Annotated in this window: 23 protein-coding genes, 1 rRNA gene and 1 pseudogene; 18 read left to right on the top strand and 7 right to left on the bottom strand. The window is 60.8% G+C overall.

Translation table 11 applies throughout. The features are described from left to right. Position 1 precedes the first annotated feature (1 nt). The 3 genes from elbB to ACNKH3_RS08385 all read right to left on the bottom strand — a co-directional run bounded on the left by elbB (position 2) and on the right by ACNKH3_RS08385 (position 2,507). Positions 2-655: an isoprenoid biosynthesis glyoxalase ElbB gene (gene elbB, locus ACNKH3_RS08375; RefSeq protein WP_417915787.1), complete on the bottom strand. Its 654-nt coding sequence runs from the start codon at positions 653-655 to the stop codon at positions 2-4. Positions 656-679: 24 nt separating this feature from the next. Beyond that, a complete protein-coding gene (nadA, locus tag ACNKH3_RS08380) occupies positions 680-1,759 on the bottom strand; it encodes a quinolinate synthase NadA (RefSeq protein ID WP_417915786.1) in 1,080 nt (359 codons plus the stop codon). Between the two features lie 211 nt (positions 1,760-1,970). Beyond that, positions 1,971-2,507: a cold shock domain-containing protein gene (locus tag ACNKH3_RS08385; protein ID WP_420208901.1), complete on the bottom strand. Its 537-nt coding sequence runs from the start codon at positions 2,505-2,507 to the stop codon at positions 1,971-1,973. Between the two features lie 333 nt (positions 2,508-2,840). Here ACNKH3_RS08385 and hemH point away from each other — a divergent pair, with 333 nt between their 5' ends. The 15 genes and pseudogenes from hemH to ACNKH3_RS08460 all read left to right on the top strand — a co-directional run. Continuing rightward, on the top strand, positions 2,841-3,791 hold the full coding sequence (hemH, locus tag ACNKH3_RS08390) for a ferrochelatase (protein WP_420208902.1): 951 nt from the start codon (positions 2,841-2,843) through the stop codon (positions 3,789-3,791). Positions 3,792-3,805: 14 nt separating this feature from the next. After that, on the top strand, positions 3,806-4,999 hold the full coding sequence (locus ACNKH3_RS08395; RefSeq protein ID WP_420208903.1) for an ABC transporter permease subunit: 1,194 nt from the start codon (positions 3,806-3,808) through the stop codon (positions 4,997-4,999). A gap of 11 nt (positions 5,000-5,010) precedes the next feature. Further along, entirely contained in the window at positions 5,011-6,033 is a 1,023-nt protein-coding gene (gene moaA / locus ACNKH3_RS08400; RefSeq protein WP_420208904.1) for a GTP 3',8-cyclase MoaA, read from the top strand. Positions 6,034-6,111: 78 nt separating this feature from the next. Beyond that, complete coding sequence (locus ACNKH3_RS08405) at positions 6,112-7,731, top strand: Na/Pi cotransporter family protein (protein ID WP_420208905.1); 1,620 nt, start codon at positions 6,112-6,114, stop codon at positions 7,729-7,731. Positions 7,732-7,823: 92 nt separating this feature from the next. After that, entirely contained in the window at positions 7,824-8,057 is a 234-nt protein-coding gene (gene xseB / locus ACNKH3_RS08410; RefSeq protein WP_420208906.1) for an exodeoxyribonuclease VII small subunit, read from the top strand. A gap of 58 nt (positions 8,058-8,115) precedes the next feature. Beyond that, positions 8,116-10,020 (top strand): 1-deoxy-D-xylulose-5-phosphate synthase, encoded by a 1,905-nt coding sequence (gene dxs, locus ACNKH3_RS08415; protein ID WP_417916169.1) that lies wholly within the window; start codon positions 8,116-8,118, stop codon positions 10,018-10,020. Further along, positions 10,017-11,186 (top strand): glycosyltransferase family 4 protein, encoded by a 1,170-nt coding sequence (locus tag ACNKH3_RS08420; protein WP_417916168.1) that lies wholly within the window; start codon positions 10,017-10,019, stop codon positions 11,184-11,186. Before dxs ends, ACNKH3_RS08420 begins: the two co-directional genes overlap by 4 nt. Before the next feature lie 4 nt (positions 11,187-11,190). After that, a complete protein-coding gene (locus ACNKH3_RS08425; protein WP_420208907.1) occupies positions 11,191-11,982 on the top strand; it encodes a hypothetical protein in 792 nt (263 codons plus the stop codon). Further along, positions 11,979-13,007 (top strand): NAD-dependent epimerase/dehydratase family protein, encoded by a 1,029-nt coding sequence (locus tag ACNKH3_RS08430; RefSeq protein ID WP_420208908.1) that lies wholly within the window; start codon positions 11,979-11,981, stop codon positions 13,005-13,007. Before ACNKH3_RS08425 ends, ACNKH3_RS08430 begins: the two co-directional genes overlap by 4 nt. 12 nt (positions 13,008-13,019) lie before the next feature. Further along, the gene (locus tag ACNKH3_RS08435; RefSeq protein WP_420208909.1) at positions 13,020-14,189 is read left to right on the top strand and encodes a polysaccharide pyruvyl transferase family protein; all 1,170 of its coding nucleotides are present in this window, start codon (positions 13,020-13,022) and stop codon (positions 14,187-14,189) included. Positions 14,190-14,195: 6 nt separating this feature from the next. Next, positions 14,196-15,242, top strand: coding sequence for a lysylphosphatidylglycerol synthase transmembrane domain-containing protein (locus ACNKH3_RS08440; protein ID WP_420208910.1), 1,047 nt, complete (start codon positions 14,196-14,198; stop codon positions 15,240-15,242). Next, on the top strand, positions 15,239-15,982 hold the full coding sequence (locus ACNKH3_RS08445; protein ID WP_420208911.1) for an acyltransferase: 744 nt from the start codon (positions 15,239-15,241) through the stop codon (positions 15,980-15,982). Before ACNKH3_RS08440 ends, ACNKH3_RS08445 begins: the two co-directional genes overlap by 4 nt. A 151-nt stretch (positions 15,983-16,133) precedes the next feature. Continuing rightward, entirely contained in the window at positions 16,134-16,670 is a 537-nt protein-coding gene (locus ACNKH3_RS08450; protein ID WP_420208912.1) for a hypothetical protein, read from the top strand. Positions 16,671-16,781: 111 nt separating this feature from the next. Continuing rightward, positions 16,782-17,639 (top strand): UbiA-like polyprenyltransferase, encoded by an 858-nt coding sequence (locus tag ACNKH3_RS08455; protein ID WP_420208913.1) that lies wholly within the window; start codon positions 16,782-16,784, stop codon positions 17,637-17,639. A 754-nt stretch (positions 17,640-18,393) separates the two neighbouring features. Beyond that, a pseudogene (locus ACNKH3_RS08460) lies at positions 18,394-18,756 on the top strand (SPASM domain-containing protein); the annotation flags it as partial. 767 nt (positions 18,757-19,523) lie between these two features. Here the strand turns inward: ACNKH3_RS08460 and lnu(F) are convergent. Continuing rightward, the gene (gene lnu(F), locus ACNKH3_RS08465; RefSeq protein WP_000939727.1) at positions 19,524-20,345 is read right to left on the bottom strand and encodes a lincosamide nucleotidyltransferase Lnu(F); all 822 of its coding nucleotides are present in this window, start codon (positions 20,343-20,345) and stop codon (positions 19,524-19,526) included. Between the two features lie 136 nt (positions 20,346-20,481). On the opposite strand from lnu(F), the gene ACNKH3_RS08470 reads away from it, so the two are divergent. The 3 genes from ACNKH3_RS08470 to ACNKH3_RS08480 all read left to right on the top strand — a co-directional run bounded on the left by ACNKH3_RS08470 (position 20,482) and on the right by ACNKH3_RS08480 (position 22,174). After that, the gene (locus ACNKH3_RS08470; RefSeq protein WP_420208914.1) at positions 20,482-20,733 is read left to right on the top strand and encodes a DUF6719 family protein; all 252 of its coding nucleotides are present in this window, start codon (positions 20,482-20,484) and stop codon (positions 20,731-20,733) included. 169 nt (positions 20,734-20,902) lie between these two features. Beyond that, positions 20,903-21,322, top strand: a complete 420-nt coding sequence (locus tag ACNKH3_RS08475) for a hypothetical protein (RefSeq protein WP_420208915.1) — start codon at positions 20,903-20,905, stop codon at positions 21,320-21,322. Between the two features lie 21 nt (positions 21,323-21,343). After that, on the top strand, positions 21,344-22,174 hold the full coding sequence (locus ACNKH3_RS08480; RefSeq protein WP_420208916.1) for a hypothetical protein: 831 nt from the start codon (positions 21,344-21,346) through the stop codon (positions 22,172-22,174). Here the strand turns inward: ACNKH3_RS08480 and ACNKH3_RS08485 are convergent. The 3 genes from ACNKH3_RS08485 to rrf form a co-directional block, all read right to left on the bottom strand. Next, positions 22,159-23,028 carry an alpha/beta fold hydrolase gene (locus ACNKH3_RS08485; RefSeq protein ID WP_417916089.1) on the bottom strand — a complete coding sequence of 290 codons (870 nt, stop codon included), beginning with the start codon at positions 23,026-23,028 and terminating at the stop codon, positions 22,159-22,161. The two genes, ACNKH3_RS08480 and ACNKH3_RS08485, sit on opposite strands and share 16 nt — an antisense overlap. Continuing rightward, positions 23,028-24,062, bottom strand: coding sequence for a 3-oxoacyl-ACP synthase III (locus tag ACNKH3_RS08490; RefSeq protein ID WP_417916090.1), 1,035 nt, complete (start codon positions 24,060-24,062; stop codon positions 23,028-23,030). Before ACNKH3_RS08490 ends, ACNKH3_RS08485 begins: the two co-directional genes overlap by 1 nt. 164 nt (positions 24,063-24,226) lie before the next feature. Next, a 5S ribosomal RNA gene (rrf, locus tag ACNKH3_RS08495) occupies positions 24,227-24,325 on the bottom strand; the annotation flags it as partial.

Genomic DNA, 24,325 nt, shown 5'->3' on the forward strand with positions numbered 1-24,325 from the left:
ATCAGATCAGCGCCAGCATGGCTTGAATCAGTTTGTCCGCGCCCTCGCCGATCTGGTCAACCCGCGAATCAAGCATGTAGCAGGGCGTGCTCACAATTTTATTGGCGCGGTCAACCGTGATTTCGCCATGCAAAGTCGGCGCATGAACACCGCCCATTTTGGCGATGTTTGCGGCAGTCTCCGCGTCCTGCCCAGCAGTGACGGTCACGCCGCCCAGCACTTTGGCAAGGATGACCGGAGCGATGCAGAGCGCGCCGATGGGCTTGCCTGCCGCGTGCATGGCTTTGACCGCCCGCGCTGTGTCCGGGTTGACGACGCAGTCCGGGCCGTCAAAGGCGTAGGTGCAGAGATTTTTGGCCGCGCCGACTCCGCCGGGAATGACCAAGCCGTCAAAATCAGCGGCGTTGAACTGGGCCAAGTCCTTGATCCTGCCGCGAGCGATGCGGGCCGCTTCAATCAGCACATTGCGCTGCTCCGGCATCTCTTCGCCAGTGAGATGGTTCAGCACGTGATGCTGCGTCACATTCGGGGCAAAGCACTGGTATTCAGCTCCGTTTTTGTGCACAGCCCAGAGGGTCAGCGTGGCCTCGTGGATTTCCGAGCCGTCGCGGTGGCCGCAGCCGCAGAGGATGACAGCGAAGGTTTTGGTGGGCATGAAGCTGCTCCTGTAAAAGAGTGATCAGCAGAAGGATGCTTGGGCAGGCGGCGCGAAGGAAAAGCCCATCATGCGGCTGAGGGATTCAGCCGCCCGGAGGCGGACGCTTTCCTCCACCTGCACCTCATTGCGCCCGTCTTGCAGGACGGCGAGCAGATTGCGCAGGCCGTTTATCGCCATCCACGGGCAGCGGCTGCATGACTCGCAGCTTGCGCCTTCTCCGGCTTTCGGGGCTTCCAAGAAGAGCTTGTCCGGCATAGCCTGCCGCATTTTATAGAATATGCCCGGCTCGGTGGCGACGATGAAGGCCGGGGCCTTGCTCCGCTTGGCCGCGTTGAGAAGGTTGCTGGTCGAGCCAACATAATCAGCCAGACTGATGACATCGGGCGGCGATTCAGGATGCACCAGCACTTCGGCCTCTGGATGCCGCTCTTTCAGACGCCGCAGCCCGTCGGCTTTGAACTGCTCGTGAACGATGCAGGAACCGGGCCAGAGCAGCATGTCCGCGCCGGTCTCGCGCTGAATATAGCTGCCGAGGAAGCGGTCTGAGGCCCAGAGAATTTTCTGCCCCTCCTGCTTCAGGTGGGCGACAATCTTGAGCGCGTTGCTCGATGTGACTACCCAGTCGGCCTCGGCTTTTACCGCCGCGCTGGTGTTGGCGTAGACCACCGCCGTGCGCTCCGGGTGCTGCTGCCGTGCCTCGCGGAACAGCTCTGCCGGGCAGTTCAGATCCAGCGAGCATTCCGCCTGCAAGGAGGGCATCAGCACCCGCTTGGCCGGACTGAGGATTTTTGCGGTCTCGCCCATGAAACGGACTCCGGCGACTGCCAAGGTCTGCGCGGCGTGGTCGCGGCCAAAACGGGCCATCTCCAGCGAGTCGGCCACGCAGCCGCCAGTGCTTTCCGCCAGCTCCTGCACAGCGTCAGGCGTGTAGTAATGGGCGATCAGCACCGCGTTCTTCTCGCGCAGCAGAGCGGTGATCTCAGCGAAGAGCCGGGCTTTCTCCTCTGCCTGCAAGGGCGCGGAAGCCTCTGCTCCGTCACGGTATGCCTGCTCAAGACAGGCGGCATCCACTTTAGGATATGTGATATGCAACAGGTTCATTGTGCTCTCTGCGGCAGGACTGGAGGAAAGCGGTCACAGTCACCCTTCGGCTCCGCTCAGGGCGCTTGACAGTGCCCTGAGCGGAGCCGAAGGGCATTGACACAACAGCATCAAACCAAGTTTCCGCCCGCCTGACAATAAAAAAAAGCCCCTGCCGTTTGGCAGGGGCTATGTTCTGTAGGGGCGGTTCGCGAACCGCCCCTACATTGGCTCAGGCCGCCTTCACCCAGGCCGCCTGGAGGCCCTTTTCGCCTTCCTCAAGAGCCAGACAAACTGCCGCGCCTTCCTCAAGGTCGTTCATGCTCAGTTCCTTGAGGGCGTTGGCGTGGAAAAAAACCTCCTGATTGTCGAGCGTCATGATGAAGCCGTACTCGTCAAAGACCCGCTGCACCGTGCCCCGCGTGTCGCCGGGCGCGCCGCCCAGCACCTTGACGCTGGCCTCGTGCTTGTGATCGTGCTTCCTCCTGACTATATCTTTGAGCTGCTGACCAAGGACATCGAAGGTCTCCACCAGCAGGGGATGCACCTTCTCGCCCCAGCGCTTGACCACCACAGTGTCATTAGGCACCGATGCGACGAGGCTGACCTCGCAGCCGCCTTCTTTGTAGCCGGGCGTGGCTTCAATGCTGACCCGCAGGTGAAGAACAAGATTGGCGTAGTGCCGGATCAGCTTCTCGCGTTCTTCCTCGATTTTCTCCTGCCAGCCAGCGCGCATGTCAAGATTTCTGGTCTCAACTTTCAGATCCATATTTCCTCCAAGTTCTCAGCGTCAGCGACCCCATGCCGCTGCCTTGTTGTGCAGCAGGACTGCTGCCTCAGTGTGTCGTGTTCATGACGATGCCCTCCTGATCTCTTGGCAGAGGAACGCGGAATCTGCGGAAAGGACGGAACAGGAAAGAATTGCGCGGCATCTGCGCGGACAAGCGCGGCCATTGAGGTGAAATTCAGTCTTACCATACAGTTATTATAGACATTCAGCCGCGAATAGACAAGCCTTAAAACACGACATTTCCTTGACGTGAGGCGCGGAATCCGTGTACGCTTTTTCCAGACCGCTGCGCATGACAACAAAGGAGAAAAAATGGGCAGAAAAATCGGAGTGCTGCTGCTGAACATGGGCGGACCGGAAAAACAGGAGGATGTCTTTCCCTTCCTCCGCAATCTTTTTTCCGACCGGCAGATCATCCGCCTTGGACCGAGCTGGCTGCAAGAGCCGCTGGCCGCCCTGATCGCCTGGAGGCGCGCGCCGAAAAGCAAGGCGAATTATCAGAAAATCGGCGGCGGCTCGCCCATTTCGGCCATCACAGCCCGCCAGGCGGCGGCCTTGGAGCAGGCTTTAGCTGCGGACGGCGCGTTCATCGTCCGGCCTGCGATGCGCTACTGGCATCCCTTCGCCGCCGCTTCGCTGATGGAAATGTCCGCCGCCGGGGTAACGGAGCTGATCGCTCTGCCGCTCTATCCCCATTACTGCCGGGCCACCAGCGGCTCCTCCTTTGCCGATCTGCGCGAACAAAATCAGAAGCTCGGCCTGAATCTGCCGATCAGGGAAATCCGCTCCTGGCCGGACGAACCGGATTACATCGCCTGCCTGGCCGCCCGCATCCAAGCAGGGCTGGCCAAATTCGGCGGGGCCGCGCAGGTGGTGTACAGCGCGCACAGCCTGCCGCAAAAGTTCATTGACGAGGGCGACCCGTATGTCGAGGAAATCCGCCAGACCATCGCCGCTGTGGAGCGGCGCACCGGCCAGCAGGGCAGGCTCTGCTTCCAAAGCCGCAGCGGCCCGGTGCAGTGGCTGGAGCCGTCCACGCCGGACATGCTGCGCCAGCTTGCCGCCGAGGGCTGCAAAAACATCCTGATGGTGCCCATTGCCTTTGTCTCTGATCACATCGAGACGCTGTACGAGATCGACATGCTCTACAAAGACATGGCGCAGGGGCTGGGAATGCGGCTCGAATCCACGCCCGGCCTGAACGACGATCCGCAGTTCATCAGCGGGCTGCGGAAGCTGGTGCTGGCCTGCTGCGCCGCGTGAAGGCAGGCACTGCCATGTCCGCTCTGAAACAGGCCGCCCGCACCGCCCTCTGGTTCGCCTTCCTCACCTTTCCGCTGCTGGTGATCAAGGTCAATCCCTACGAGCGCACGGTTGTCTGGCGCTGGCAGAATTTGCTCTATGTTGCGCTGGCCGCCTTTGCCGGCTCGCTGCTTGTGCAGGCTGCCGCCGCCTTCAAGACGCGAAAAAAGCCGCAGGCCGCCGCTCCTGCCAAAGACTGGCTGCTGCTCTTGAACAAGATGGCAGTCCGCCTGCCCGCGCTGGCCCTGCTCCTGCTGGCGCTCGGCCTTTTTCCGCATTCGGTCTCCTCTTATCAGGTCAGTATTATGATTACGGCCCTGCTCTACGTGATGCTGGGCTTGGGCCTGAATATCGTGGTCGGCATGGCCGGACTGCTGGATCTCGGCTACGTGGCTTTCTACGCGGTCGGGGCCTACTCCTACGCCCTGCTCAACCTCCATTTCGGCATCGGCTTCTGGACAGCCCTGCCGATTGGCGGAATTCTGGCCGCGCTCTTCGGCATCCTGCTCGGCTTTCCGGTGCTGCGCCTGCGCGGCGATTATTTAGCCATTGTCACCCTCGGCTTCGGCGAGATCATCCGCCTTGTGCTGGAAAACTGGACAGAGTTCTCCCAAGGCCCCAGCGGCATTTCCGGCATCCCCCGGCCCGGTTTTTTCGGCATGGAGCTGTCCTTGCAGCAGTCGGTCATCTATTTGTATTATCTGATGCTCGGCATGGTTATCTTCACTGTCTTCGCCGCCAGCCGCCTGCGGCATTCGCGCATAGGCCGCGCCTGGGCCGCCCTGCGCGAGGACGAAATCGCCTGCCGGGCAATGGGCATTGACAAGACGCGGATCAAGCTGGCCGCCTTCGCCTCTGGTGCCTTCTGGGCGGGCATGGCCGGGGTGCTCTTCGCGGCCAAGACTACCTTTGTCAACCCGGCCTCGTTCACCTTCATGGAGTCGGCAATCATCCTCTGCATCGTCGTGCTGGGCGGCATGGGTTCCATTCCCGGCGTGATCATCGCCGCGCTGACGCTGATCCTTCTGCCCGAATACCTGCGCGCCTTGGCCGACTACCGGATGCTGGCCTTCGGCGCGGCCTTGGTGCTGCTGATGATCTTCCGGCCAGGCGGGCTGTTTGCTCCGACCCGGCAGACATGCGTGTCACGCCGCAAAAATGAATCATGAACGATCCAGCCATGTCCGCACAACAACGCGCTGCCGCGCCCGCCGACCTCTTCAGCCGCAGCATCTCCTATCTGCGGCTCTCGCTCACTGACCGCTGCAACCTGCGCTGCCGCTACTGTGTGCCGCCTGAAGGCCAGCCGCCCTGCTTGGCCCACGATGCGCTGCTCAACTACGAGGAGCTGCTGCGGGTGGTGCGGGCGGCGGTCAGCCTTGGCATGACCAAGCTGCGGCTGACCGGTGGCGAGCCGTTAGTGCGGAAAGGCATCATGGGTTTTGTCGAACAGCTGGGCGAAATTGACGGCCTGACGGACATCCGCATCACCACCAACGGCGTTTTGCTGGAAAAATACGCGGCAGGGCTGAAGGCCGCTGGCATCAGCAAGATCAACATCAGCTTGGACAGCCTGAAGCCGGAGCGGTTCGCCGCCATCACCGGCGCGGACTGCTTCGCCCAAGTCTGGCGGGGAATTGAGAAAGCGCAGGCGGTCGGCTTTGCGCCGGTCAAGCTGAACATGGTGGTCATGCGCGGCGTGAACGACGACGAGCTGGCCGACTTCGCCCGGCTCTCCCGCGACACGGACATGCACATCCGCTTCATCGAGTTCATGCCGGTCGGCGCGTCCTCGCGCTGGAGCAAGGACACCTATTTCTGCTCTGACCAGATCAAGGAGCGGCTCAAGCATCTCGGCGAGCTGCTTCCCGTGCCGCGCAGCGAGACCGACGGCCCGGCCTGCATGTTCCGGCTGGGAGAGGACGCGCAGGGCAAAATCGGCTTCATCAGCCCGTTAAGCCACCATTTCTGCGACCGCTGCAACCGCCTCCGTCTGACCTCGGAAGGACGGCTTCGCGCCTGTCTGCTCCACGACGCGGAAACCGACCTCCGCGCTGTGCTCCGCCAAGGCTGCACGGACGAGGACATTCGCGAGACCCTGCTGACCGCTGTCCGCAGCAAGCCGCAAGGCCACCGTATGGAGGAACGGCTGCGCGAGCAGGAGGGCGGCTGCCACGGGCGCATGTCGAGGATTGGAGGCTGAGGAAAGTCCGGTGTTTACCGGCCTTGCAGCGGCGCCGCCTGCCGCTGCCCAAACATAAAGCAAAGCGGAAAAAGATTGATGATCAGCATATTGTCAACAGTTTTCGGCGGGATAGGTTTGTTTCTTTTGGGCATGATCCTGATGACGGACGGCCTGAAAGCCATGGCCGGCGACTCGCTGCGCTCGGTGCTGTCGCGCTTCACCGGCAACCGCTTCTCGGCGGTGACGATGGGCGCGTTGGTCACAGCCTTGGTGCAGTCCTCCAGCGCGACGACCTTGGCCACCATCGGTTTCGTCAGCGCTGGCCTGCTCGGCTTCGGCAGCGCGGTGGGGATCATGCTGGGGGCCAACCTCGGCACCACCTCCACTGGCTGGCTGGTCGGCCTGCTCGGCCTGAAGCTCTCCATCGGCGACATCCTCCTGCCCTTCATCGGCGTGGGCGCGCTGGCCCGGCTGATCGGGCGGGGGCGGCTGGCTCAGGCGGGTTCGGCCTTGGCGGGCTTCGGCGTGATTTTTGTCGGCATAGATGTCCTCCAAGGCGGAATGCAGGAGCTGGCCCAGAATTTCAAGCTCGACGCGTTCGCCCAGCCCGGTCTGGCGGGCCGGGCCTGGCTGGTGCTGATCGGCGCGGCAATGACCGTGGTCATGCAAAGCTCCAGCGCGGCAGTGGCCACTACCCTCACCGCGCTGTCCAGCGGCGCGATTGATCTCAGCCAGTCCGCCGCGCTGGTGGTCGGGCAGAACCTCGGCACCACCGTGACCGCAGGCATCGCCGCTGTGGGAGCGACAGCGGCGGCCAAGCGCACGGCGGCGGTGCATCTGCTCTTCAATTTCGGCACCGGCATCGTGGCCTTTGCCGCGCTGCCCTGGCTGGTGGCCGGAGTGGAAGCCTTGGCCGAACAGCTCTGGCAGGATGACGCGGCCCTGACGCTGGCCGCCTTTCACACGCTGTTCAACCTCATCGGCCTGCTGATCTTTCTGCCCCTCACCCACCAGCTCGCCGCGCTGACCGAGCGGATCATCCCGGAGCGGCGGTCGAAATACACCGCCCGGCTCGACCCCAGCCTGCTTTCCATCCCGGCAGTGGCCTTTGAGGCGGCCTGGCGCTCGCAGGCGCAGATCGCCTCGTCGCTCTTCCGTCTGCTCGCCCACGATCTGGCCCAAGGCATCCGCCCGCAGGAGCAGCTGCTTGATCAGCTCGATCTGGCCCTTGACGAGGTGCGGCATTTTTTAGCCAAGATCGAGCGCAGCGAGGGGCGCAAGGCTGATCTGCACCGGCAGATCAGCGCGCTTCATGCCAATGACCACTTGGAGCGGCTGGTGCAGGACGCGCGCAAGGCTGGGCAGATGAAGGACGAGCTGCGGCAGATGGAGAATTTGGCCAGAGCGGCGCGGAGCCTCTCGTCCCTGCTGGGCACCTTGGCCGACGATTTGGACTCCTCCGGCGGCGTGCCGGACGTGGCGGCGGTGCAGGACTTCTCCCAGCGGCTGGCTGACGAGCGCCGCTCGGCCCGTCCGGCCATCCTTGAAGCCACCGCCTCCAAGCAGATGGAGCCTGACGCGGCCCTCAAGGCGCTGTCGGCCCAGCGCTGGATTGACCGGCTCGCCTATCACGCCTGGCGCTGCGGCCACCACTTCCGCATCACCCAAGGCGAGGAGAGCGCGGGCGGAGCCAATCCGCCGCAGCCGCAGGACTGAATCAGCAGTTGAAAACCAGCGGCATCCGGTTTACACTGCATCATTTCTGAGGGGGAGCAGGAAACGCCGCCCGATTCCGACCTGAACACGCGATGAGCAAGAAGACCTTTGAGCAGGCTTTGGCCAAATTGGAGCAGCTTGTGAGCGAGCTGGAGCAGGGCCAGCCCTCGCTCGACCTGAGCCTGAAAAAATTCGACGAGGGCGTGCAGCTCGCCGCCTTCTGCGGCCAGAAGCTGGCTGAGGCCCGCAGCCGGGCTGAACTGCTGCTGCGTCAGGAGGACGGCGGTCTGGCGGCAGTTCCTTTCAGCGCGGCGGACGGCGGCTGAAGTCTCCGCGCAGAACGACCGGGCCGATCCGCCCGCAGCCTTTTTCAAGGAAACGACCATGACGGAAGCCGCAGCCGAACTGAGCCTGCTCGACACCATTGACTCCCCGGCAGACCTGCGCGGCCTGCCTGTCCGCGATTTGGAGCTGCTTGCCGAGGAAATCCGGGAGCGGATCATCGCCACCGTAGCTGAAAACGGCGGCCACCTCGCGCCCAGTCTTGGCGTGGTCGAACTGACTCTTGCCCTGCACTCCGTCTTCAACACCCCGCAGGACAAGCTGATCTGGGACGTGGGCCATCAGTGCTACGCCCACAAGCTGATCACGGGCCGCCGCGACAAATTCCACACCCTGCGGCAGGCGCAGGGCATCAGCGGCTTTCCCAAGCGGGCCGAGAGCGAATACGACACCATTGAGACCGGCCACAGCTCGACCTCCATCTCCTTCGCCCTTGGCTTGGCGGCGGCCCAGCAGCTGCAAGGCGACCAGAGCAAGGTCATCGCTGTGATCGGCGACGGCTCGATGACCGCCGGGCTGGCCTTTGAGGCTCTCAACCACGCGGGCGACCTGCACAAAAATCTGATCGTCATCCTCAACGACAACGAGATGTCGATCTCGGCCAATGTTGGCGCGCTGTCAAGCTTTCTCAGCCGCAAGATGACCTCGAAGACGGTGCGCCGCCTCAAGGATCAGATTGAGGAGGGTCTGAAGCTCTGCGCCGTGGGCGAGAACATCCTCAGCATCCTGCGCAAGTCCGAGGAAAGCCTGAAAGTCCTCTTCACGCCGGGAATGCTCTTCGAGGCCTTCAAGTTCGACTACGTTGGCCCGATTTCCGGCCATGACCTGCCTGTCCTGCTGGAGACTTTGGAGAATGTCCGTGACAACAGCCACGGCCCGGTGCTGGTGCATGTCCTGACCACCAAGGGCAAAGGCTATGAACCGGCGGAGAAAAACCCCGGCGACTACCACGGCCTTGGCCCCTTCTCCACTGTGGACGGCAGACCGCTGCCCGTGCCCGGCCCGCCGTCCTACACCGCTGTTTTCAGCAAGACCATCTGCGGGCTGGCGGAAAACGATCGGCGCATTGTCGGCATCACCGCCGCCATGCGCGCAGGCACCGGGCTGCTGGAGTTCAGCAAACGTTTCCCTGACCGCTTTTTTGATGTCGGCATCGCCGAGCAGCACGCTGTCACCTTTGCCGCCGGACTGGCCTTGGCCGGACTGCGGCCCGTGGTCGCGGTCTATTCCAGCTTTGTCCAGCGGGCCGTGGATCAGATCATTCACGATGTCTGCTTGACCAACCTGCCGGTGGTCTTCGCCATTGACCGCGCAGGCGTGGTCGGCGACGACGGCCCCACGCATCACGGCGTGTTTGATATTTCGCTGCTCCGCTGCGTTCCCAATCTGACCCTGATGGCACCCAAGGACGAGAACGAGCTGCGCCAGATGCTCTTCACCGCCCTCAGCTTGGACGGCCCCTGCGCTGTCCGCTATCCGCGCGGCTCCGGCGAAGGTGTGCCGATGGACGAGGAGCCGCGCCTGCTGCCGGTCGGCAAGGGCGAGCTGCTGCGCGAGGGCGGCGATGTCCTGCTGCTGCCGGTCGGCAACCGCGTTTATGCGGCGATGCAGGCGGCGGAAGGTCTGGCCAAGCTCGGCGTTGAGGCGGCGGTGATCAACCCGCGCTGCATCAAGCCCTTGGACATTGAGCTGATCAGTCATTGGGCGGAACGCTGCGGCAGGGTGCTGACCGTGGAGGACAATGCCAAAAAAGGCGGCTTCGGCGGCGCAGTCGCGCAGATGCTGCACGAGCGGCATTTGACTCTGCCCGTGCGCATTCTCGGCTACGGCGACGCGTTCATCGAGCAGGGGCCGCAGCCGATGCTCTGGAAGGACGCGGGCATTGACGCGGCAGGAATCATCAAGGCCGCGCTGGAGCTGATGCGGCAGCAGAGTGCCGCTCAGTGAACCGAAAGATACTCCTCATCAGCCCGCAGCCTTTTTTTCAGTGGCGCGGCTCGCCGATCCGGGTGCGCTTTGTCCTCAAGAGTCTGAGCGAGTCCGGCCATGCGGTGGATCTGCTCACCCTGCCGTTCGGCGAGGACGAGCAGATTGCCAATGTCCGCATCATCCGCGCTCCCAATCTTTTCCGGGCCAGGCAGATCGCCATCGGCCCCTCGCCGCTCAAGCTGGGCTTTGACCTCATCCTGTTCTGCAAAGCCGCTGCCCTGCTGCGCCGTCGCCGTTACGACCTGATCCACGGCATCGAGGAGGCGGGCTTTATCGCCCTGCTTTTAGCCCGGCTTTTCAAAACCAAGGCGGTGTTCGAGAAACATTCCGACCCGTTCTCCTACCGCCGGGGGATGCTCAAAAATTTCCTCCTCTCCTGCTACGCCGCAGTGGAGTCTTTTGTCATCCGCCGGGCGGACTTGGTCATCTGCACCGGCGCAGGTCTGACCCGGCAGGCGCAGGCCGTGGGCACGGACAAGCCGGTGCACACCATTTACGACATGGCCTCCTCAATGACTGAGGCCAGCCCGGCCCGCACCGCCGCAATCGGGGCGCGGCTGCGCCAGCGGCCTGACGAGCTGCTCATCACCTATGTCGGTTCCTTCGCTGTTTATCAGGGAGTGGAGATGCTCTTCGAGGCCATGCCGACAGTCTGCGCCGCCCTGCCGCAGGCCCGTTTCGTGATCATCGGCGGCAGCGCGGAGGAAATCGCCCGGCGGCGGGCCTGGCTGGCGGAACGCGGCGCGGCGGAGCAGGTTGCTTTTCTTGGCCGGGTGGCCCCGGACGAGCTGCCGGACTATCTCGCCGCCTCGGACATCCTTGCCGCGCCCCGGCAGTCCGGGGTCAACACCCCGCTGAAGGTGCTGGACTACTACAAAGCGGGCCGGGCCATTGTCGCGGCGGACGTGCCGTCCAACCAGCTCATTCTCAATGAGACCACCGCGCTTTTCGCCCAGCCTGATCCGGCCTCCTTCGCCGCCCAGCTCATCCGGCTGGCCGGAGACCCGGCACTGCGGCAGCGGCTCGGTGCCAACGGCAGGCTGCTCTATGAGCAGAAATATAACTTCGCCGCCTTTCAGCGCAGGCTGGAGCGGGCCTACGCCGAATTGGACCGACAGGACTGAACGCATGGACCTGCTGGCCGACACGCATCTGCATCTTTATCCCTGCTATGACTTGGACCGCGCCTTCTCCCGCCTGCTTGATCAGCTTGGCGGCGGCGCGCTCCGGGCAGGCTTTCTCGCGGAACGGGCTGACTGCCATGTGTATGAGCAGCTGCGGTGCGGCGACATCCTGCTGCGCGATTTCACGCTTGAGGCTGCTGACCGCCGCCAGCTTGTCCTGCGGCGCGGCAGCGACGGCAGCCGCCTCTGTCTGCTGCCGGGCCGCCAGATTGTCGCCGCAGAGCGGATTGAGGTGCTTGCCCTTTGTACAGACGCGCTTTTTGCCGACGGTCTCCCGGCGGCGGAGCTGATCAAATCCATCCGGGCGGGCAATGGCGTGCCGGTGCTGCCGTGGTCGCCGGGCAAATGGCTGTTTCAGCGCGGCAGGGTCATTGACGGCCTGCTGCGGCAGTTCAGCGGCCAAGATCTTCTCATCGGCGATGTCAGCCTGCGGCCCGCAGGCTGGCCGCTGCCGCCGCTGCTCCGCAAGGCCCGCTGTTTGGGATATCAAATGATCTGCGGCTCCGATCCGCTGCCCTTCAGCGGCGAGGAGGACAAATTCGGCAGCTGCGGCTCCCGGCTGACAGCGGCGGCGGAGCTGGAGCCGGACGCGCTGCTCCGCGCCCTGCTGCAAGGCAAGGCCGCCGCCAGCAGCGTCGGCAGGCGGTCCGGGCTGCTGGAGCTGCTCCGCCGCCTGCGCCGCAACGCCGCTGTCCGCCGGGCCGCCTCTTCAGTTCAACATAAGGAAAAGACGTGAGCAATTCAGTGCATGAGCAGTTCAAGGGGGCGAAAGTCTTGATCACCGGGGCCACTGGCTTCACTGGCCGGGTGCTGACGCACAAGCTGGCTGCCGCCGGAGCGGAGATTCAGGCCATCGCCCGCCCTTCCTCGGATCTTGGCGACCTCAGCGGGCTGCCGATCCGCTGGTTCCGAGGCGAGGTCTTTGATCCGGCCACGGTCAGCGCGGCAGCAGAGGGCGCAGCCTATATTTTTCATCTGGCCGCCGCCTTCCGCGAGGAAAAAGGCACGGACGAGGGCTACCGCCGGGTGCATCTGCATTCCACCCAGCTGCTGGCCGAGGCGGTCAAAGGCAGAGCTGATTTCAAACGCTTTGTCCATGCCTCAACAGTGGGCGTGCACGGGCATATTCCCGGCGACGGCAAGGCGGATGAGAATTCGCCGTTCAGCCCCGGCGACGGCTATCAGCGCACCAAGCTGGAGGGCGAGCAGTGGCTGGCCGAATTCGCTTCAGCCAGCGGCATTCCATACACCATCATCCGGCCCACGCCAATTTTTGGCCCCGGCGACCAGCGGCTGCTCAAATTTTTCAAAATGGCCAACAGCGGCTGGCTGCTGATGCTCGGCAAAGGCAAGGGCATCTACCATCTGATTCATGTTGATGACCTGACCGAGATTTTTCTGCTGGCCGCTGTTTCGGACAAAGCACTCTCGCAGGTCTTCATCGCCGCCAACGACGAGCCGATTTCGATCATCGACATGGGCCGGGTCATCGCTCAGACCTTGGGCAAGGAGATGCGGGTCATCCGCCTGCCGATCTGGCCTTTTTTTCTTGCCGCCGACCTCTGCAAGGCGGTCTGCACGCCGCTGGGCCTTCAGCCGCCGATCTACCGCCGTCGGGTGGCCTTCTACACCAAAGACCGCAAATTCAACATCGCCAAGCTGAACACGGTGCTGGGCTACCGCCTGCGGCACAGCAACGAGAGCGGACTGCGGGAAACCGCGCTCTGGTACCGGGAGCAAGACTGGCTCAACCGCAGCTGAAAAGGAAAAAACATGCGACGAATCACCGTGCTGGGCAACAACTCCGGCCGCAACGCTGGCGACATGGCCATACTTGGCAACTTGCTCCGCGATGTCTCTGACGTTCTGCCGGAAACGGAATATCTTGTGCCGACCACCAAGCCGCAGTTTCTCCGCGAGCATTTCCCGGCTTATAATCTGAAACCGGTGAGCCTGATGCCGTGGAAGGGCAGCATCAGAAATCTCGGCTGGCCGATGTACAAAGCCATGACCGACACCGATCTGGTCCTGATCTGCGACAACATCCTCTTTGACCGCAAATTCTATAATCCGCTCTTCAACAATCTTTCCTCAATAGCCCTGTTCGCGCCGTTCTGCAAGAAGAAGGGCGTGCCCATAGTCCTCTACAATGTCTCGGTCGGGCCGATTGACTATCCGGTCGGAAAAAGGGCTTTGCAGAAGGTCTTGGATGCGACGGATTTAGTTGTCACCCGCGACGCGGCCACTGTGGAAATTTTTGAACGCCTTCATCTGCGCTGCCCGGAGCTGCACATTCATGCCGACTGCGCCCTGAACACCGAGCCGCCGCCGGAAATCCGGCTGCGGGAGATCATCGCCAAGGAGTGGCTTTTCACCAACCCCAAAGGCACTGTCGGCTTCAACGTCAACGCCTACATTGACCACTGGAGCAAAGGCGGCACATTCAGCCGCGAGCAGTTCTGCGCCGCCATTGCCGGGGCCGCTGACCGAGCCATGGCCGATTTGGATGTGGATGTCATCTTTTTTGTCACTCAGGTGATGGACTTGCAGATAACCCGCGAATGCGTGGCGAAGATCGCCCGGCAGGAGCGGGTGCGGATCATCGCCAACACCGAATACCGCTATGAGGAAATTGCCGCCCTGCTGGGCCGGGTGGAGCTGCATTCCGGCCTCCGCACTCACACCCTGATTTTCTGCGCGGCCATGCACACGCCGATGGTCGGCATCACCTCCTACCCGAAAAGCGCGGGCTTTCTCCGCACTGTGGGACAGGAAAAATGGCAGGTGCCCTTTTCCAGCCTGACTGCCGACTATCTGGCGGCGATGCTCAAAAAAGCCTGGGCGGCGCGGGCGGAGACCAGAGCCGAGCTGGCCCGCCTTGTGCCGTCAGAAAAAGAGAAAGCCCGCCGCACCGCCTCGATGCTGAAAAAGTATTTTTCCTGATCCTGAATGCCAATCAAATCAACCTGCGCCGTCCTGCCACGCCTGAACGCCGCTGTCCCGCCTCCTCCGGCAAGAAACAAAAAGCGGCTGTTTTTTTTGCTCAAATTCGCTGTCAGCCTGCTGCTGCTGCTCTACGTCATCTGGACTGCCGGGCTGCACAGCGGGGCAGGGCGGAGCAGCCTGCTCGACACGCTCCGCCATGTGGACTGGCTCTATTGCAGCCTTTCCCTGCTCTGCGGGGTTTTGATGACCGTGATCAGCTCGTGGAAATGGCAGGTGCTCCTCCGCTGCAAGGGCATTCAGGTCAGCCTTTCCCGCCTGACCGCCATTTATTTCATCGGGCGTTTTTTCAACCTCTTCCTCCCAACCTCAATGGGCGGCGACGTGGTGCGGATCTGGGAGCTGAGCCGCCATGCCGGGGAGAAATACGAGGCGGCAGCCTCGGTGCTGGTGGAACGGCTTTCCGGCATGGTCATGCTCGCCCTGCTTTCAGCCGCAGCTGTCCTGCTTGAGCTGCGGCATCATAACCTGCCCGCGCTGAACGCCAGCCTGCTCTTCATCGCCGCTGTCACCCTGCTGGCCTTCTGGCTGATCATCGACCGCCGTCTGCTGCCTCTGCTTTCCCGTCTGCTGGCTCCCCGCTGGGCGGGAGCGGAGAAGCTGCTGGCGCAACTCAGTCGGATGCAGCAGGCGGTGTTCAGCTACAAGGACAGTCCGGCGGGCCTGCTGCTGGTTTTCGCCATTTCCTTGCTTTTTTATTTCACTGCGGTAGTCAATGTCTGGGTGAGCGCGCTGGCCTTTTCCGCCGAGGTGAGCTTTTCGGCCATGCTGCTGGCCGTGCCCGCGCTGATGCTGATCATGAACCTGCCGGTCTCCATCGGCGGCATCGGCCTGATGGAGGCAGCCTACGCCCTGATTTTCCCGCTGTTCGGCTTCAGCCCGGCCCTGGCGCTGTCCACCGCCCTGCTCATGCGTTTGAAAACCATCCTTTACGGCATCGCCGGGGGCTTTGTTCATTTAGCCCGGCTGCGGGCCGGGGAGCCGCAGGCATGAGCGGCGGCCACGGCAAATACCGCTTCCGCGAGGTGATGGAGGATCAGCGGAAATCGGCTCTGCAAAAATATCAGGACACGGTCATGGGCCAGCGCGGCCTGATCCAGCTGCTCCGCTATGAGCTGCTGACCCTGCTGCTCGGCCCGCTGCCTGGAATGCTCGGCCTCGGCCTGCGGCGGATCTTTTACCCGGCCCTCTTCGGCGCGGCAGGCAGGAATCCGGTTTTCGGCCATCATCTCGCCCTGCGCGGCATACACCGTATTTTTTTCGGCGACAACGTGATGCTGGATGATTATGTCTTCCTCAGCTTCCGGGGCGAGGCCGAGCAGAGCATCCGCCTTGGCAGCAATGTGCTGATTGGCCGCTACAGTCAAGTGCGGGCGCGCGGCGGCGAAATCCAGCTAGCTGACAACGTGAGCATCGGCGCGTTCTGCTATCTCGGCACGGCCTCCAAGCTCATTGTCGACGAGCATTGCCTCTTCGGCGGCAATTGTTTTATCGGCGGGGTGCAGCACGGCTTCAGCGATCCGAGCAGACCGATTGCCGAGCAGCCCTTGGTTGACCGGGGCGGCATAGTCATTGGCCGCGATGTCTGGATCGGTGCTCATGCGGTGGTCAACGACGGCGTGCGGATCGGCGACGGCGCGGTGATCGGGGCCAACGCGATGGTGACGAAAGATATTCCGCCCTTTGCGGTCGCCGCCGGGATTCCGGCCAAAGTGATCAGCCAGCGCGGCTGAACATGGCATGTCAGCCTGATCTTGGGGAATTTGCAAATTTATTTGAGAACGGGAACTATTTTCAGTATAATTGAAAAAGCAACCAAAGGCGGAGCTTCCTCCGTCTTTTTTATCCCCGGCGGCTGCCCGCCTTTCATCGCTCACGAGGACAATGCACGCGAACGACCAGCACGCACCAGACAACTCTTCTGCTCCTGATCATTTTGCCCCGGACAATCTTGACCGCCGCGCCGCGCTGCGGAAACTTGCCGCCGGAGCCGCCGCCTTGGCCGGCTGCTCGCTGCTGCCGGAAAAATGGACACCGCCCTTTGCCGAAATCGGCGCGCTGCCCGCCCATGCGACCACCAGCGGCGCGGCCTTCTCCGACTCCGCTCAGTCGCGCGGCTTCGCCAACAGCCTGACCATCGCCGACAGCGGTCAGATCATGCACTGCGACAAAATCATGCAGCACAAGATCGTCTTTCCGAAACTTGGCCCGCAGTACGGCAGAAAACTGCTGCTGGTCTGGAGCGACGGCAACGAGCTGGCGGTTCCTGACTCCGCCAAAATGGCGATGAACGGCAATCCCAGCGATTTCAGAAAATATCAGCCCGGCGGCCGTTACAGCGGCAACAACCGCGACATTCCGACGATGGAAGTGTATGCGAAGAGGGGCACTCATCCCTCCAGCGTGACGCTGTATTACTGATCCCGCCTTGCGAGGAGATGGTTTCACCCGTCTCCTCCGTCAATTCCCTTGTTTTTGCTCCCCTCCTGCGGTACATTTCCCTTTTCTGTTCCTCCGCGCCGCTATCACGCCATGCTGAAAAAAACCGCCGCCCTGCTTGAAATGATCAAATTCAAGCATACGGTCTTCGCCCTGCCCTTCGCCCTGCTGGGCGCTTTTCTTGCTGAACGGAGCATCCCGCCGCCGCAGATTTTTTTCTGGGTGATCATCGCCATGATCGGAGCGCGGACAGCGGCGATGACCTTCAACCGCATCGCCGACCGCCGCTTTGACGCGGCCAATCCCCGCACCAAAAACCGGGCCATTCCTGCCGGAACTGTCTCGCTGAAGGAGTCCTGGCTGCTGACCGCCGCCGCGTCCGCGCTCTTTTTTTTCGCCTGCGCCATGCTCAATCCGCTCTGCCTGGCCATCGCGCCCTTCGCCCTCGCCCTGACTTTTTTTTATTCCCTGACCAAACGCTTCACTTGGCTCTGTCACGTCGTGCTCGGCGTGGCTCTGGCCTTTTCACCTTTGGGCGGCTGGGCCGCCGCAGCTGGCAGCCTGAGCGGCTATCCTTGGGCACTGTCGCTGGGAGTGCTTTTTTGGGTGAGCGGCTTTGACATCATCTACGCCTCGCAGGACGCGGATTTTGACCGTCAGGCCGGACTGCATTCCATGCCCGCCAAGCTGGGACGGAAAAACGCCTTCCGGCTGGCCATTCTCTTTCATGTTTTCGCCTTTCTGCTCTTCACCCTGACCGGCTGGCTGCAAGGGCTGAACTTCGTCTATCACATCGGCATAGCGCTCACTGGCGCGGCTCTTTTTTATCAGCATCTTATCGTCAATCCACGTGATCTTTCACGCATAGAGATGTCTTTTTTCGTCATGAACGGCTTCATCGCCCTGACGCTGTTCATAGCCGCCTGCATTTCCCTGTTCATGGAAAGTTGAATTGAACAGTGCGGGCCGCTGAAAGAGGCGGCCTCACCAAAATGATCTCTTCTTTGTCCTGATCATGCCGGAGGACATCATGCAGTTCACTAAAGCCATTCATCTGCTCTACGTTCCGACGAAGTTCTGCAACATGCGCTGCCGTTACTGCTACTTGGGCACGCTCACGACTGCCAGGCCGGAGCCGGGCAAGGTGCTGGCGACGCTGCACACCGCGCTGGAGCAGCTGCTGGCGCAGGGCTGTCTGCCCTACAATCTTTCCTTTCATGGCGGAGAAGTGACCACGCTCTCCTCCAGCGTATTAGACCAGCTCTTCGGCATTGCCGCCCGGCATTACGCCGATTATGGCGAGGCGATCAAGGCGCAAGGCTTCCGCGTCAATCCCTTGCATATCAAGACCAACCTTCTCAATTTTAATCAGCACGCAGAGGTGTTGGCGAAACACCGAGTCTCGATTAGCGGCAGCGTGGACTTGCCCTTGCGTTTACACGGGCAGTTCCGACGCGACAAGCAGGGCCGCAGCACTTTGGCTCGGATCACCGAGAACCTTAAGCTGCTGGCCGCCTATCCTGCTAACAAGAAGATCTCTTGTGTTGTCACCAGAGCCCATCTGGAAGCTGTAGATGAGTTCATCGCTGACATAAAATATCTCCACTATGAGATTGGCTTGGACATGAGCCGATTCAATGTTATGTTCGGATTTGATTCCATCGAAAACCAGGCTGCGTTTTGTCAGCAGGAAGCTGGCACGAAAATGCTCACTGAGGCCGAGCAGGTGCAGTTCTATCAAGCGGTACAGCAAGAATTCCTTGGCAGTCCCTTAGAGAACGCCTTCCGCACGGAGTGGTTCAAAGAATTTACCCCAGAATACTGCTGCTCCTCCTTCAACTGTGGCAACAAATTCTTCCTGCTGCAAGCAGATGGCGAGGTCTTCTCATGCCCGCGCGGCCAGTCCTCGCCTGCATATCGTTTCGGCAATCTCTTCAGCGACGGCGTGGAGGCCATCCTCAGCAACGGCTGGAGCGCGATTGAGCGCAACGAGAATCTACTTGAAATTGATGACGAATGCGCGGTGTGCCCGTGGCTGCCGCACTGCAATCTCGGCTGCACCTTTGTCCGGCAAGCTGCTGGTTTGAAACGAAGTTACACGTGCCTCCTCCAGAAGCAGCTCTATCAAGACGCACCTGAACGCTGGCCGCCGTTTCCCGCTGATCAGGTCGCTGCCTATGCGCGGAAGTTCTTTCTCAGTAACAACTTAAAGCGGCTGCGCGGCGCGGCCTATGCGGAAAAAACGCGGGTGATTACGCCGGAACTGTTCACAGATGCAAACCGGCTCGCGGAACTCATTCACCGTGATCCCGGCCTGCAAGCCGTGTACAGCAACGAGCTGTTTTTTCTTAGGATCAACGGCACCGACTACCAGCTCCGCTCGGCGGTGCTGAAAAACATGGCCGAGATCGAGGTGCTGGATGCGGCCAGCACGGTGCTGCTCGGTGTGCGTGAAGACCTGTTCAGCTTGGCCTGCGACGACGAAATCAGCAATTATCTCCATCTGATGCTGCTGCGCGACACCGCTGTGGTTTATGGCGACGAGCAGCGTACCAAGCAGGAGCATATTTTTGACTACTCGCTCTACAGAAACGCCTTTTTTGCCGCTGCCAAGCAGGAAGGCAAACATCTGCTGCTCGACATCTCGCAGCTGCTGATCAGCCATGCGCCGTTTTATCTCGACGGCGTGCGCAACAATCTCTTCCTCACCACCAAAGCATTGCGCGAGCATCATTACGCCAAGCAGAGAAAGAACGCCTTCTATCATATTCAGGCGATCAACCTGCCTTTTCAGAACGTCAAAATCAGCGGCGCGTTTTTATGCGTCCGCTGGATTTACTTGTTGTGCGGCGTCGCAGACTCATTGAGCAACCTTTTTGCCTGCGCAATTACAGTTCTCGGAAGCTCGATATTCAGAGGTTCTGTCACGCTCTTGAACAATTCGAGACTCCACGTCCACGTTTGATGATAGGCTGCACATAGTGCTCTTGGTTCTGCACTGCTTGTGCATGCCAGATAGCGATTATACGAGTCCTCCGAGATATCCTTTTCGAGCGCGCGTGAAGGTGTCGGCCAGTGGTCTGTTGCCCCTTCGTGGAGTCGAACCAGCTTGAGTAGGTTTTCATGTGCTTTGCTGAGCAAAGCCCAGGCGCGAGCGTACTCTCCCCGATTTAAAAGATTGGCCCCAAAGAGCATCAGGCTGATGAGGTTCAACACAAGCCCTTCCACCAGCGGCGCGCCTTCACGTATCGGGGGACCGCCCACGAGAGCGCTTGCGTACCTTGACAACTCTCCTGATCGGTCCAACAAAACAGCCGCCTCAAGCGAGGGAAACCACCCATAGCCTTGCCAAGTGGAAATGACCGGTATGTCCGATTTTCGCATGAAATGGAATTCACCGCGAATGCCGTTTTCAAAAAGTGCGGTGTGGTGGCCGAAGTCGTCCGGAAAGTAAGCAGCAACCGGACTTACGGCATTAAGCCACGAGCGCTGATCGAAATTTTCAAAATGGTCATCCTGGATGAACACTGCGAATTCGATATCAGAGAACTCGTCACCCTCTCCGATAGCAAATGAGCCGAACATCAATGCCGCGATTATTCGTGCATCCTCATGACAACCTTCCTTGAAGAGTTCGATCATTTTCAGTTGAAGCATAGAAATATCCTTTTATTGAAGCCACAGATTATGAGGAAAGGTATACGCAGATTTTTGTTTTTTTTCGTCAGCACAACATGGAGTTCTATTGGCGCAGTCCTGCATCTGTCACTGAGAAACTGACCGGGGAATCATCATGAGCCGATTGCTGAACACAGCAGCAGCCGTCACGCTTTCCAGCACCATGTTTCTTGCTGGCTGCCAGCAGGACAGTCAGAACAAAGTGCTGCGAGAAATGCCTGCGAGCCGCACGCTGTCCTACAATCAAATTGTGTATGTGGAGAATGATGGCCGCTGCGATGCCGGTCAAATGATTAAAATCACTGGCGGCAAGAAGAGCAGAGGCATTCCAAGGAAGCACGAATGTGTCAGCCGCCCGCAATACTGAGCAGCAGCGCGCATAGATGCTTCGGAGTCGCATCCGTGCACGGAAAAGACTTGCATCTGTCCCAGCCGTTCGTTTCTGTTCTTGACACAATTGACTGGCCAGCTTATGCTGGCTGATCAATTGCGCATTTCCCCGCATCAGCATCTTCCCTCTGTCTGAAGGAGCCGTCATGAACATAGACAGCACATCAGCTTCGCCTGCCATCAAACGCGACACTGCTCTGGAAAAAAAACTGGATTCCTATCTGATGCTGACGGGCATCAACGACAAAGTGACAGCCCGGTCGCTGGCGCAGCGGCATTTCTCCGCTCATGCTGGCCAATATCCCTATCTGCTCTTCCGAGGCCGGACGCTGTATCTTTTCACCGCAGACGGCCTCAGCGCGGCAAAACAGCTGCCCGGCACGAACACCGCCGACTACCTGCGCTTTGACGGCGAACGGATCAGCAGGCTGGATCCGCTCTATTATCTTGGCCCCGCAGCGGAAGAGCAGGGCTATGATGACGACTATGGCGGAGGAGACGGCTGCAATAACAACAATAATAACAACAATAACAATAACGGCAACAATAATAATAACAACGGCTGAAGGCCGGAGGAGGCTGGAGCGATGGCTGGAAATATTTTGATCAGCATGGCGCTGCTTATCCTGACGGCGGCGGCGCAGCGTTTTTGCATGCCGACGAAAAGCTGGCCCAGCCCTGCTGGCCGCGAGGCACTGCGGATGGTCTTTCTCTATGTTCTGCCTGCGGTGCTGCTGGCTCTGGCCTGCTGGCAGAAAAAGAAAATTGCCGTGTATAAAAAACGGGCATGGATGGCTGACAATCCGGCTCCGTTCAGTCAGGACAACATAGACTGCTATGTCCGATTCAAAGGAAGAGTTGAGGAGGAGAAGACATTGCGTCTGCCTTTAAGCGGCAGCGAATGCTCTTTCTACACAGCTTCGGTCATTGCGGAATGGCAGACCAAACAGAAGAAGCCGGGCAGCGGCATGGAGACCAACCGCAAGGAGATCTTTCAGGAGCGGTCAGCAGATGTGCTGTGGATGACAGACAGAAACGTCCGGGTGCATGTCTATGTTGACGACTTCAGCAAAACGAGAATGGCTGTGCGCAGGAATGAAAAAAGCAGTTCAAGCTGCCCCCGTGAAGCGCAGGAGAAGGCTGACAGCAAATATACAACATATCATCTGGTTGAGCAGTACATCTCGCACGGAGACCGTGTCATCGCTCAAGGCAGACTTGCTCTCAGCAAGGATGGCCGCCTGTTTATCAAGCCGACTGGCCGTTTGGAGTTCCCTTCGTTCATCGCTGTGCAGCAGCAGGCCAGCCAGATCATACAGGACATTGTGGATCAAGCCGACAGCCGCGCGTGGAACAGACGGATCAGAGTCGCCGCCCTGCTGGTCAACGCCGGGCTGTTTGTTTATTTTTGGCTGTAATGCCTCAGAAAGTCAGGCAGAATTGCCAAAATCTCCGGCAGCGCATCCTCCAGCACGTAGTGCCCGGCATCGGGGAAATAATGGCTCTGCGCGGCAGGGAAACGCCGCCGCCATTCCTCGTAATAGTGGTCGTTGAAGCAGAAGTCACGCCCGCCCCAGCAGATGAGCATGGGTTTGTCCCGCAGCCGCTCTAAAGACTGCTCCACTTTGGTCAGCGTGTTCCACGAGGGATGACTGGGCTGCAAGGGGATGTCGCGCACAAAACGATGGACAGCCACGCGGTTCGCCCAGCTGTTGTATGGATGCAGAAAGCCTGCCTTGACCTCTGGCCGCATTGTCTTCCGCACAGCCATGAAGGTTGCTGGCCAGGCGAAACCGTTCAGCCCGCGCACCAGCAGCGCGCCCAGCAGCGGCCAGCGGCAGACAGCGATCCGCAAGGGAATCAGCGGAGAATGAAAGGCGGCGGTGTTCAGCACCACCAGCCCGGCAACACGCTCAGGATGCTGCCCCGCCCAGCCCATGCCAATCGCCCCGCCCCAGTCATGCACAACCAGCACACAGCGTTCAATGCGCAGATGATCAAGCAGGGCGGTGAAATTGGCAATGTGATTGCCGAGACGGTACGGCCAGTTCTGCGGCTTATCGGACAGCCCGCAGCCAAGATGGTCAGGCGCAATGCAGCGGTGTTCCCCCTTGAGCGCGGCGGTCAAATTCCGGTAGAGGTAGGACCAGGACGGGTTGCCATGCGCCATGACCACTGCCGGGCCGCTGCCCTCGTCGAGGTAGGATAGGCTGTGGCCGTCAGCGGTGCGGAAGGACTGCGGCGTGAATGGATATTCGGCTAAGACGGGCATCACCACTCCATCCCCAGCATCACCGAGTTGATGCCAGAGCCGATGCCGAGCAGCGCAGCCCGCTGGCCTTGCTTCAGCCTGCCCTTTTCAATCCCAATCGCCATAGTGATCGGCGCGGAGACGGAGCCGACGTTGCCCAGCACATCCAAGGTCTCAAAATTGCGGGCAGAATCAATCTCCAAGGCGGCGAAGAGCAGCCGCGCGTGCGCCTGCCCGACTTGATGACAGAAGAAGCGGCGGATGCTGTCCTTGTCCCAGCCGGTCGCCTCCAGAAAGCTCTGCCAGCACATCTTGGCAGTCTCTATGCCTTTTTCCAGCAGCAGCTCGGAGTCGGTGGACATCAACGTCTCCTGCTCGCTGTTCTGGCCGCCTTGGCAGAGATCGTTGTGCTTGGTGTTGGCCCGGCAGGCACCGCCGATCAGCCGGTGGCCGCTGTCGTGCGTCTTTCGGTCGGTCATCACCAGAGCCACGGCCCCGGAGCCAATGGTCAGCGAGGCGAAGGCAGGTTTGATCGTCTTGCGGGTCAGTGTCTCTTCGCTCAAGAGCTGCTGCACAGTGGAGCGGATCAGCTCCTCGGCGGTCTCGCTGGCCACAACTAAGCCGCAGCGCACTTGGCCCAGCTCGATCATATTCGCCAGCACCACCATGCCGTTGAGAAAACCAAGGCAGGCGTTGGAAATGTCGAATATCTGGCAGCGTTCTGGCAGGCCAAGACTGCGATGGACAAAGGAGGCGGTGGCCGGTTCCAGCATGTCCCGGCTCACGGAGGTGAAGACGAGAAAGTCCACGTCCTCCGGCGCAAGCCCGGCGGCCAGCAGCGCCTTCCGGCCTGCCAACACCGCGCCCGCGCTGGGCTTGGCGCCTGCGTCCCAGAAGCGGCGGCTGCGGATGCCGCTCATCAGTTCAAGGCGGCCTTCAGGCAGTTTCAGGCGTTCATAGACCGGCGCAAGCTGCTGCTCAAGGTCAGCGGACGTGACCACGTTGGGCGGCAGTTCGTAGCCGAAGCTGTGCAGGCAGACGCGGGAGTATTTCATCAGGACAGGTCTCCGTTTGTTGGGCAATGGAATAAGGGCGGGGCCGCCCACGTCCTTATATACCCGATGACCGTCTGCGGCGCAAGGCCGGAGGAGCCTCTACAGAACGCAAAAAAGCCGTCCACCGCAGCCTGCGAGGGCTGTGATGAACGGCTTGAACAAGGATTCGGCAGCGGCCTACTCTCCCGCACAGCTTCCCGTGCAGTACCATCGGCGCTGGAGAGCTTAACTTCCGTGTTCGGAATGGGAACGGGTGGATCCTC

Origin of the sequence: Candidatus Electronema sp. JC, from assembly GCF_048287365.2 — a bacterium.
In the GTDB taxonomy this organism is placed as follows: domain Bacteria; phylum Desulfobacterota; class Desulfobulbia; order Desulfobulbales; family Desulfobulbaceae; genus Electronema.

Coding starts and splice junctions, on each gene's coding strand:
- dxs (WP_417916169.1), top strand. CDS start 8,116: ATGACGGAAGCCGCAGCCGAACTGAGCCTGCTCGACACCATTGACTCC.
- ACNKH3_RS08490 (WP_417916090.1), bottom strand. CDS start 24,062: ATGAAATACTCCCGCGTCTGCCTGCACAGCTTCGGCTACGAACTGCCG.
- ACNKH3_RS08385 (WP_420208901.1), bottom strand. CDS start 2,507: ATGGATCTGAAAGTTGAGACCAGAAATCTTGACATGCGCGCTGGCTGG.
- ACNKH3_RS08435 (WP_420208909.1), top strand. CDS start 13,020: ATGCGACGAATCACCGTGCTGGGCAACAACTCCGGCCGCAACGCTGGC.
- ACNKH3_RS08475 (WP_420208915.1), top strand. CDS start 20,903: ATGAACATAGACAGCACATCAGCTTCGCCTGCCATCAAACGCGACACT.
- ACNKH3_RS08485 (WP_417916089.1), bottom strand. CDS start 23,028: ATGCCCGTCTTAGCCGAATATCCATTCACGCCGCAGTCCTTCCGCACC.
- ACNKH3_RS08470 (WP_420208914.1), top strand. CDS start 20,482: ATGAGCCGATTGCTGAACACAGCAGCAGCCGTCACGCTTTCCAGCACC.
- ACNKH3_RS08480 (WP_420208916.1), top strand. CDS start 21,344: ATGGCTGGAAATATTTTGATCAGCATGGCGCTGCTTATCCTGACGGCG.
- elbB (WP_417915787.1), bottom strand. CDS start 655: ATGCCCACCAAAACCTTCGCTGTCATCCTCTGCGGCTGCGGCCACCGC.
- ACNKH3_RS08425 (WP_420208907.1), top strand. CDS start 11,191: ATGGACCTGCTGGCCGACACGCATCTGCATCTTTATCCCTGCTATGAC.
- hemH (WP_420208902.1), top strand. CDS start 2,841: ATGGGCAGAAAAATCGGAGTGCTGCTGCTGAACATGGGCGGACCGGAA.
- ACNKH3_RS08445 (WP_420208911.1), top strand. CDS start 15,239: ATGAGCGGCGGCCACGGCAAATACCGCTTCCGCGAGGTGATGGAGGAT.
- nadA (WP_417915786.1), bottom strand. CDS start 1,759: ATGAACCTGTTGCATATCACATATCCTAAAGTGGATGCCGCCTGTCTT.
- ACNKH3_RS08395 (WP_420208903.1), top strand. CDS start 3,806: ATGTCCGCTCTGAAACAGGCCGCCCGCACCGCCCTCTGGTTCGCCTTC.
- ACNKH3_RS08440 (WP_420208910.1), top strand. CDS start 14,196: ATGCCAATCAAATCAACCTGCGCCGTCCTGCCACGCCTGAACGCCGCT.
- xseB (WP_420208906.1), top strand. CDS start 7,824: ATGAGCAAGAAGACCTTTGAGCAGGCTTTGGCCAAATTGGAGCAGCTT.
- ACNKH3_RS08450 (WP_420208912.1), top strand. CDS start 16,134: ATGCACGCGAACGACCAGCACGCACCAGACAACTCTTCTGCTCCTGAT.
- ACNKH3_RS08405 (WP_420208905.1), top strand. CDS start 6,112: ATGATCAGCATATTGTCAACAGTTTTCGGCGGGATAGGTTTGTTTCTT.
- moaA (WP_420208904.1), top strand. CDS start 5,011: ATGTCCGCACAACAACGCGCTGCCGCGCCCGCCGACCTCTTCAGCCGC.
- ACNKH3_RS08455 (WP_420208913.1), top strand. CDS start 16,782: ATGCTGAAAAAAACCGCCGCCCTGCTTGAAATGATCAAATTCAAGCAT.